The sequence below is a fragment of the Methylobacterium sp. J-070 genome (assembly GCF_022829385.1).
Classification (GTDB): domain Bacteria; phylum Pseudomonadota; class Alphaproteobacteria; order Rhizobiales; family Beijerinckiaceae; genus Methylobacterium.
This window is the reverse complement of record NZ_JAKSXX010000006.1, coordinates 1-10,178: the sequence shown is the minus strand read 5'-3', so window position 1 is coordinate 10,178 and position 10,178 is coordinate 1. Positions and strand designations below refer to the sequence as shown.

At 71.6% G+C, this 10,178-nt stretch carries 3 protein-coding genes and 1 pseudogene; 3 read left to right on the top strand and 1 reads right to left on the bottom strand.

Going from position 1 to position 10,178, the window contains the following annotated elements:
* From MKL01_RS00045 to MKL01_RS00035, 3 genes are all read left to right on the top strand, one after another.
* Positions 1-322 (top strand): UDP binding domain-containing protein (locus MKL01_RS00045; RefSeq protein WP_279604309.1); only part of this gene is annotated, 322 nt, incomplete at its 5' end.
* Positions 323-631: 309 nt separating this feature from the next.
* Positions 632-8,074: a type I polyketide synthase gene (locus tag MKL01_RS00040; protein WP_243903205.1), complete on the top strand. Its 7,443-nt coding sequence runs from the start codon at positions 632-634 to the stop codon at positions 8,072-8,074.
* Positions 8,071-9,438, top strand: a complete 1,368-nt coding sequence (locus MKL01_RS00035; protein ID WP_243903204.1) for an aminotransferase class I/II-fold pyridoxal phosphate-dependent enzyme — start codon at positions 8,071-8,073, stop codon at positions 9,436-9,438. Before MKL01_RS00040 ends, MKL01_RS00035 begins: the two co-directional genes overlap by 4 nt.
* A 508-nt stretch (positions 9,439-9,946) precedes the next feature.
* Here the strand turns inward: MKL01_RS00035 and MKL01_RS00030 are convergent.
* Positions 9,947-10,178: pseudogene (locus MKL01_RS00030) on the bottom strand (sugar transporter); the annotation flags it as partial.

Below are 10,178 nucleotides of genomic sequence, written 5' to 3'. Positions count from 1 at the left end.
CGATCCGGAGGGCATGGGCCACGCCCGGACCCTGATGCCCGACGTCGCCTACGCGGAGGACGCCTATGCCTGCGCCGAGGGCGCCGACGCCCTCGTGATCGTCACCGAGTGGAACGCCTTCCGCGCCCTCGACCTCGGCCGGTTGCGGGAGACCATGGCGTCCGACGGGCCGGCCCCCGTGCTGGTCGACCTGCGCAACGTCTACGATCCCGAAAGCGCGGCGCGGCACGGGTTCAGCTATTGCGGCGTCGGGCGGATCCGGGAGGGCGGGACCCGGACCGCATCCACAGGTCAGGCGCGTCGGATCAGCCCCGCCCCCTGAAGATCTCCTTCGCGCCGGGATCCTACGCCGCTAGACGGCATTCCGCCGCGGTGGCGCAACTGTGGCTTTCTGATGATCGTCCGAGCGTCTCAACAGGCGGTCGAACCATTCAATCTTGGCCTTCTGAACGCCGGCACTGGATTAGCGTCTGATGAATACATGTCACAGCCTCCGGCAATTTCGTCACGCAGGGATGACCTCGCGTCCGGGCTGGTTGGACACCGCAATGGTGCCACAGTAAGGGGGGACAGGGTACTCACTCGTCGAGAGCCGAGCCGACTTCCGATAACGAGCGTGTGCGAACCGAACGTGACACAACGTACAGACATTGCGATCGTCGGACGCGCATGCCGACTGCCCGGGGCCCCCAGCGTGGACGGGCTGTGGTCACTCCTCTCCGAGGGACGCTGCGCCGTCAGCAAGGTGCCGGCCGACCGCTTCTCCCTGGAGCGGTTCGCGCACCCGCGCGCCCACGAGCGCGGCAAGAGCTACACCTGGGCGGCGGGCGTCATCGACGACGTCTGGTCGTTCGACCCGGCGGTGTTCGGCATCTCGCCCCGCGAGGCCGAGCAGATGGATCCGCAGCAGCGGATGCTGCTGGAGCTGACCTGGGAGGCCCTGGAGGATGCGGGCCTGCGTCCGTCGAGCGTGGCCGGCAGCCACATCGGCGTGTTCGTCGGTGCCTCCTCCCTCGATTACGGCAACCTGCGCATCCTCGACGCGCCGTCGGGCGACGCCTACGCGGCGACCGGCAACACGCTCTCGATCATCTCGAACCGCATCTCGTACATCTTCGACCTGAAGGGCCCGAGCTTCACGGTCGACACCGCCTGCTCGTCCTCGCTGGTGGCCTTCGACAACGCCGTGCAGGCGATCCGGTCGGGCCGCGTGGACACCGCCGTGGTCGCCGGCGTCAACGTGCTGGCGAGCCCGTTCAACTTCATCTGCTTCTCCAGCGCGCAGATGCTCTCGCGCACCGGCCTGTGCCAGGCGTTCTCGAAGAACGCCGACGGCTACGTGCGCTCGGAGGGCGGCGTGGTGTTCGTGCTGCAATCGGCCGAGGCCGCCCGGCGCAACGGCGCCACGGTCCGCGCCGTGGTGGCGGCCTCCGGCATCAACTCGGACGGGCGCACCACCGGCATCTCCCTCCCCTCGGGCTACGCCCAGGGCGCCCTGCTGGAGAAGGTCTATCGCGAGGCCGAGATCGGGCTCGACGACCTCGCCTTCATGGAGGCGCACGGCACCGGCACGCCGGTGGGCGACCCGATCGAGGCCTCGGCCATCGGCTCGAAGCTCGGCCGCGGCCGGCAGGCGCCGCTGCCGATCGGCTCGATCAAGACCAACATCGGCCACACCGAGCCGGTCTCCGGCCTCGCCGGCCTGATGAAGGCGACGCTGGCTCTGGAGCATGATCTCGTGCCGCCGTCGCTGCACGCGGCCGAGCTCAACCCCGACATCCCCTTCGACGATCTGAACCTGCGCGTCGTCCGCGAGGCCCTGCCGATCGCCCGCGGATCGCGCGAGCGGTTCGCCGGTGTGAACTCGTTCGGGTTCGGCGGCACCAACGCCCACGTCGTCATCACCGACGCTCCGGCCTGGGCCAGGGCCGCCGACTCGGCCCCCGAGCCCGCCGCGCAGGTGCTGCTCCTCTCGGCCCAGAGCCGGGCGGCGCTGAACGAGCTGGCGCTGGACTACGCCGAGCGTCTCGAGGCCGAGCCCGCCCAGGCCGCCACCCTGGCCGCCGCGGTCGCGCACCGCCGCGAGCGCATGCCCGCCCGCCTCGCCGTCTCCCTCGACGGCAAGACCGATGTGGCCGCCGTCCTGCGGGCGGTCGGCGAGGGCGAGGACAGCCAGGACGCGCTCACCGGCACCGCGGTCGACCGCGTCGCCGAGGTGGCCTTCGTCTATTCCGGCAACGGCAGCCAGTGGGCCGGCATGGGCCGCGAGGCCTACGAGGAGAACGCGACCTTCCGGGCCGCCTTCGACCGGATCGACAGCCTGTTCCAGACCTATTCGGACTGGTCGCTGAAGGCGGCCCTCTACGCCGACGACCTCGACGAGCGCCTCGTCCTCACCAGCGTGTCGCAGCCGCTGATCTTCGCCATCGAGAGCGCCTCCACGGCGGCCCTCAAGGCCAAAGGTCTGGTTCCGTCCTATGTCCTCGGCCACAGCGTGGGCGAGATCGCGGCCGCCGAGGCCGCCGGGATCCTGAGCCTGGAGGACGCGGTCCGGGTCATCTACTATCGCAGCCACCACCAGGAGACGACCCACGGCCAGGGCACCATGGCGGTGCTGCTGATGCCGGCGGAGGAGGTCGAGGCCTTCCTCAAGGACTACCCGAGCCTCGACATCGCCGCCTACAACAGCCCGAAGGCGGTCACGGTCGCCGGGCCGGTGGCCGACATCGACGCCGCCCTCAAGGCGCTGTCGCGCAAGCGCCGGCGCGGCCGCAAGCTCGACCTTGCCTACGCCTTCCACGGAAGGCTGATGGACCCCACCGAGAAGCCGCTGCTGCGCGACCTCGCCGGGCTGAAGGCCCGGGCCGGCGCGACCGCCATGGTCTCCACCGTAACCGGCAGCGTGCTGGACGGCGCACATTTCGGCGCCTCCTACTGGTGGCGCAACATCCGCGAGCCGGTGCGCTTCTGCGAGGCGGTGCAGGACGCCACCCGCCGCGGCGCCCGCGTCTTCGTCGAGGTCGGCCCGCGCGCGACCCTGATGTCCCATGTCGGCGACGCGGTCGAGCCGCTCGGCATCGAGACCGCCACCGTCGGGGTGATGCACCGCAAGGCGTCGGGCGGCGACCCGATCGCCAAGGCCGTGAGCGCCGCCCTGGTGCAGGGTGCGCAGGTCGACGAGGCCGTGCTGTTCGGCGACGCGCCGAAGGGCGCCGTGCGCCTGCCGACCTACCCGTGGCAGCGCCGGCCGTTCCGGCTCGGCGACACCGTCGAGAGCGTCGGCGCCATGAGCCCGCGCCCGTACCACCCCCTGATCGGCTCGCGGACCACCGTGGACGGCCTGGAGTGGCACGGCTTCGTCGATCCGGCCACCGTGCCCGAACTGGAGGACCACAAGGTCGACGGGCAGGTGATCATGCCCGGCGCCGGCTTCGTCGAGATGGCGCTCGCCTGCGTCCGCGAGGCCCTGCGCGACGACGAGGTGGTGCTCGCCGACTTCGAGATCGTCGCGCCGATGGTGTTCGCCGAGGACGCCCTGCGCGAGGTCGCGGTGCGCCTGTCGGGGACCGGGAACGGCATCCAGGTTCTCAGCCGCCCGCGCCTGACCCAGACCCCCTGGCAGATCCACGCCCAGGCCAAGATCGTGGAGGGCACGTTCTCGGCGCCCAGGGCGCCGGAGCTCAACGGCTTCAGCTTCGAGACCGCCGGCGACCACGTCCTGACCGGCGATGCGCTCTACGCCAGGGCCCTCGCCTCGGGACTCGGGTTCGGCCCGAGCTTCCAGCAGGTGGCGATGAGCGCCCGGCTGGACGACGCGACCATCGTGTCCGACCTGCTCCCGGCCGAGCCCGACACCCGCTACGCGCTCGTGCCGAACCGGCTGGACGCCTGTTTCCACGGGCTGATCCTGCTGTTCGCCGACCTGCTCGGCGAGAACGGCGGCAAGGCCTACATCCCGGTGCGCTTCGGCGAGGTGCGGATGCTGCGCCCCGGCGCGGTGATCGCCCGGTCGATCATCCGCACGCGCCGCTGCAACGAGCGCTCGATCCTGGCGGACTTCACCCTGCTCGACGCCGAGGGCGCGATCATCGCCACGATCCGCGAGGGCCGGTTCCAGGCCCTGCGCGCCAAGGCCGGCGGCGACCTCTCGGCCTTCGCGATCTCGCAGATGCCGGAACTCGCCACCGAGCCGACCGCGATCCCGATGGAGCGCCGGCCGAGCGTGGCCGCGCGCCTGCGGCCGCTGACCGTGGAGGCGAAGGGACCGGCCGATGCCGCCCTGTCGCCGGGGCACCTGCTGCTCGAGGGCTGGGCGACCTCGCTGGCCTACCGCCTCGCCGCCGGCCTGGCGCAGGGCGAGACCGTCTCGGTCGCCGACCGGCGCGTGCCCGAGGCCCTGCGCCCCTGGCTGCTGAACGCCCTCTACGCCCTGGAGAGCAGCGGCCTCGCCGAGCGGGCCGGGGAGAACTGGACGCTGGGCGACGGCTCCGCGCTTCCGGCGCCGGACGAGATCATGCGCTGGATCGCGGGTGATCACCCGGACCTCTCGGCCGAACTCGTGCTGATCGCCGACGTGGGCGCGCTGGTCGACCGCCTGCTCGCCGGCGCGCTGACCGACGCCCCGAGCCTGCCGCAGGGCGCCATCGACGCCTTCGTGCTCCGGTCGGCCACCGCCCGCCACGCCGCCGATGTGGTGGCCAACCTGATCGAGCGGAGCCGCACGCAGCTGCCGCGGGAGCGGGCGCTGCGGATCCTCCAGGTCGGCTTCGGCCCGCTCTCGGCCCAGGCTGCGACCTACGCGGCCGCCGCCGAGGCCCGGCTGACGGTGTTCGAGACGGACCGCAGGCTCGCCGAGCGCGCCCGCCTGTCCCTCGGCCGCGCCGCCGCCGTGGTCGAGACCGCCGAGGAACTCGCCCCCGCGAGCTTCGATCTGATCCTGGCCTCCGCCAGCCTGCATCGCGGCGACCGGGCGCTGCCGGGCCAGCTGGCCGGGGCGCTCGCCACCGGCGGCCTGCTGGTGGCCGTCGAGCCGGGCGCGTCCCTGTTCCGCGACCTCGTGTTCGGCCTCACCGCGGGCTGGTTCGAGGCGGCGGTCGACGGCATGCCTGTCGGTCGCCTGGAGGATATCGAGGGTTGGCAGCGGACGCTGAGCGCCCACGGCCTCGTCAAGGTCGAGGTCGAGCGGGCGGCCTCCGCCAACGGCGACGACCTGCTCCTCACCGCCGAGGCACCGGTGCGCCCGGGCCCGGCGCCGACGCAGAGCTTTGCCTTCGTGATCGGCTCGGACGACGAGTTCGCGGCCGAGACCGCCTCCTCCCTGGCGACCCTGCTGGTCGCGGGCGGCGTCCACGTGTCGATCATCCTCGACTCCGAGACGTCGCTGATGGAGCTGGAGAAGGAGACCCCCGACACGGTGGTGTTCCTGGCCGGCGCCTTCACCCGCGGCGGCGAGGCGGCCGAGCGGCTGCGCGACCGCTGCCTCAGCCTGAAGCGCTGCATCGAGCATCTCGGCGCCCGCCAGACCCGGCTCTGGGTCGTGGCGCCGGGCGCCACCCGCGACCGCGGCGGACAGACCACCAACATCGAGGCGGGCGTCTGGGCCTTCTCCCGGACCCTCGCCAACGAGGCCCCGAACCTCGACGTCCGCCGCATCGATCTCTCCCCCGAGATGTCGTCGAAGCGCGCCTCCGAGCGGCTGCGCGACCTCATCCTCTCCGGCACCCCGGAGACCGAGATCGTGCTGGACGACGAGCGGACGCAGGTCGTGCGCTTCCATGCCGGCCGGCCGCGGCACCGGGATCCGGCGGACGCCGTCCCGGCGGAGGCGGCGCGGCTCGAGCGCAGCAACACCGGCGGCCTCAGCGAGATGATCTGGGGCCCGGCCGAGCGCCGCGCCCCCGGCAAGGGCGAGATGGAGATCGCGGTCGAGGCCACCGGCCTCAACTTCCGCGACGTGCTCTGGGCGCTCTCGATGCTCCCCGAGGAGATCCTGGAGGACGGTTTCGCCGGCCCGCGGCTCGGCCTCGAATGCGCCGGCCGGGTTACGGCCGTCGGTCCGGGGGTGAAGGGCTTCAAGGTCGGGGATCCGGTCGTCGCCTTCGCCCAGTCGGGCTTCGCCACCCACATCGTGGTGCCCGACCTCGTCGTCGCGCCGATGCCGCAGGGCCTCGACCCGATGGCGGCCGCCACCGTGCCGGTGGCGTTCCTCACCGCCTATTACGGCCTCGTCTCCTGCGCCCGGATGCGGCGCGGCGAGTGGGTTCTGGTCCATGGCGGCGCGGGCGGCGTCGGCCTCGCGGCCCTGCAGATCGCCAAGCTCAAGGGTGCCCGGGTCATCGCCACGGCGGGCTCCCGCGAGAAGCGAGCCCTGGTGAAGGCTTTGGGTGCCGAGCACGTGCTCGACTCCCGCTCGCTCGCCTTCGTGGACGAGGTCCGGGCGATCACCGGCGACGGCGTCGACATCGTGCTGAACAGCCTGTTCGGCGAGGCGATGGAGCGCTCGCTCAACGCCCTGCGGCCGTTCGGCCGGTTCGTCGAATTGGGCAAGCGCGACTACGTCGCCAACACCCATATCGGCCTGCGCCCGTTCCGGCGGAACCTCAGCTACTTCGGCGTCGACCTCGACCAGGTGATCCAGCACCAGGGCGACGACGGCGCGCGGATGTTCCGCGAGGTGATGGCGCTGTTCAACGACGGCGGCCTCAAGCCCCTGCCCTATCAGCCCTTCACGGCGGCCGAGACCTCGGACGCGTTCCGGCTGATGCAGCAATCGGGTCACATCGGGAAGATCGTGATCAGCCCGCCGAAGGCCGGCACGATCATGAAGGACACGGCTAAGCCGTTCACGGTCTCGGCGGAGGGCGTCCACCTGCTCACCGGCGGCCTCGGCGGCTTCGGCCTGGAGGCGGCGCGCTGGCTGATCGACCGGGGCGCCAAGCACCTCGTGCTCGCCGGCCGCAAGGGCGCGGCCACCGACGAGGCCAAGGCGATCGTCGCGGAGCTGACCGCGCGGGGCGTGACCGTCGAGGCCAAGGCCGTCGACATCACCAGCCGCTCGTCGGTGGACCGCCTGCTCGCGGAGATCGAGCGGGGCGGGAAGAAGCTCGCCGGCGTGCTCCACGCCGCCGCGGTGCTCCAGGACGGCCTGATCAGCAACATCGACGCCGCGGCGCTCGACGCGGTGATCGGCCCGAAGGTCATCGGCGCGCAGCATCTCGACGCTGCCACCCGTGACCGGAGCCTCGACTACTTCGTCCTGTTCTCCTCGGCGACGACCTTCATCGGCAATCCCGGTCAGGGCTCCTACGTGGCCGCCAACGGCTTCATGGAAGGCCTGGCCCGGCAGCGCCGCCGCCGCGGCCTGCCCGCGCTGGCGGTGGCCTGGGGCGCCATCGGCGATGTCGGCATGCTCGCCCGCAACAAGGCGGTCATGGAAGGCCTCGCCGGCCGCGTCGGCGTCACCCCGATGGAGGCGCGCCGCTGCCTCGACCTGATGGCCGAGGCGCTGGAGAGCCAGGGCACGTCGCCGGACGAGGCGGTGATCGGCATCGCGGCGATGCACTGGGGCAAGGCGCGCGAGCGGCTCGCCACCATGCGCTCGCCGAGCTACGCCGAACTCGGATCGGACCAGCAGGCGGAGGCCGGCGGCGTCCAGGCGATCAGCATCGCGGCGCTCCTGAAGGGGGGCGACCTCGATACGGTCCGCAAGACCGTGTCGGACGCGATCGTCGAGGACATCGCCCGCATCCTGCGCCTGCCGAAGGACGACATCAGCCGCGTGCGTCAGCTCTCGGAGATCGGCCTCGATTCGCTGATGGGCGTCGAACTCGGCGCCAGCCTGCAGGAGCGCTTCGCCCTCGACGCGCCGCCCGCGGGCCTCTCCTCGGGCATGACCGTCAACGAGCTGTCGGAGTCCTTAATTCAGGCGGTTTCCGCCCCCATGGACGAGGCGGCCGGTGTCGCGATGAGTCTCGTCTCGAAGCACATCGGTGGTGAGATCGATGCGCAGATGATGGCGCCGCTCCGGGAACTCATCGAGCAGACGTCCAGCGAGATCAAAGAGACCCACTCATGACCGATACGGCACGGCCTGACGGCGGGCGCGCGGCGCTCGCCGGCTTCGTGACCAACCGGCTCGGGCGCGCGACCCCGCGCCCGGCCCCCGCCAAGGCGGCCTCCCCCGTCGGCAAGTCGGCGGCCCAGAACTTCGAGAATCTGCCGGGCTACCGGGAGCTGAAGCTGCAGCGGCAGGCGGCCGATCTGATCGGCCTGGGCAACCCGTTCTTCCGCGTCCACGACGCCAAGGCCGGTGCGACCACCCGGATCGACCAGAAGAGCTTCACCAACTTCTCGTCCTACGACTACCTCGGTCTCAACGGCCATCCGCGGGTGAGCAACGCGGCGCGCGAGGCGATCGACGCCTACGGCACCTCCGCGTCGGCGAGCCGGGTGGTCGCCGGCGAGCGGCCGGGGCACATCAGCCTCGAGCAGGCGCTGGCCAAGCACTACCACTCCGAGGGCTGCGTCGTGATGGTGAGCGGCCACGCCACCAACGTGACCACCATCGGCGCCCTGCTGGAAGCCGGCGACGTGATCTTCCACGACGCCCTGTCCCACAACAGCATCGTGACCGGCGCGCAGCTTTCGGGCGCCCAGCGGCGCTCCTTCGCGCACAACGATCTCGACGCCCTGGAGAGCCTGCTCCAGGCCACCCGCCACGAGCACCGCCGGGCGCTGATCGTCGTCGAAGGCCTCTACAGCATGGACGGCGACGCGCCGGACCTCGCGGGCCTCGTCGCCCTCAAGAAGCGCTACGACGCCTGGCTGATGGTCGACGAGGCCCACGGTCTCGGCGTCACCGGCCGCACCGGTGCGGGCCTGTTCGAGCATTGCGGTGTCGACCCCAACGAGGTCGACATCTGGATGGGCACGCTGTCGAAGACGCTCTCGACCTGTGGCGGCTACATCTGCGGCCCGATCGCGCTGATCGAGTACCTGAAGCACTCGGCCGGCGGCTTCGTCTACAGCGTCGGCATGTCGCCGCCGCTGGCCGCCGCCGCCGAGGCGGCCCTTGCCGTGATGCATGCCGAGCCGGAGCGGGTCGAGCGCCTGCGCCAGAACGGGACCCTGTTCCTGGCGACTGCCAAGAAGCTCGGCCTCGACACCGGCTTCAGCCTCGGCCTCGCCGTGGTCCCGATCATCGTCGGCGACTCGCTGAAGGCCGTCACCCTGTCGGACCGGCTGTTCCGCCGGGGCATCAACGTGCAGCCGATCATCCATCCGGCGGTGCCGGAGCGGGCCTCGCGCCTCCGCTTCTTCCTGACCTCCGAGCATACGCCCGACCAGATTCGCGACACGGTGAACGCCGTGGCCGAGGAGCTGGCCGCGATCGACAAGGGCGGCTCGCTGATCGAGCAGCTCCTCGCCAAGCGCGGCTGAGGAACCCGGCGGCGGGGAGCGTTCCCCGCCGACGTTCAGCGACCAGATACGTCAGCGCGTTTTCTGTCTGATGCGGATCGCGACGCGCGACGCGCTCTCCTCCCCCTTGCGGGGACGCGTTGGAGGTGGGGGGGGCAGACGGCACCGCCGAGCCTTATCCGGCGCCACCCCCACCCCTGATCCCTCCCCGCAAGGGGGGGGATCCGCGCCCAGACCATTAAGCGCGTGATCCTCTGCGTTCGCGCCCTTCAGCCGGGGCGGCCTCGTCGCGTGCCCGGGTTCAGGACGATGCGCCGGTCGGCCTTCCGGCCTTGACCGGCTTTATCCTGCGGCCACCCGCCTGCGGCCATGCCGCGGGCTGCAGCGCGTCGGAGGCCGGTGCTGGTTTCGTCGGGATCCGTGACTTGTCATGCCGCGTGCCGCCGACGATCGGCAGGCGCCTCGCCGCGCGTATGGCCGACCGCCCTTGAGGCGTCGGCCTCAAAGGTCACCGGTCTCCCTCGGCAGCCTATCGCGTGTACGCGTAGGCGGTGGCCAGCGAGGACACCGGCCCGGTGACGCCGCTGAAGGCGGTGAGGACCTTCGAGACTTCTGCGAAAGGCGCGTTTGAGACGTAGATCAGGTCGCGGTTGCGCATGCGGAAGGCCTGGGAGACGAACAGGCTGTTGGGGTCGCGCATGTCGATGCGATAGACGGTGGGCACGAGCGGGGTGCCGAGCAGCTTCGAGCCGGGGCTGAGC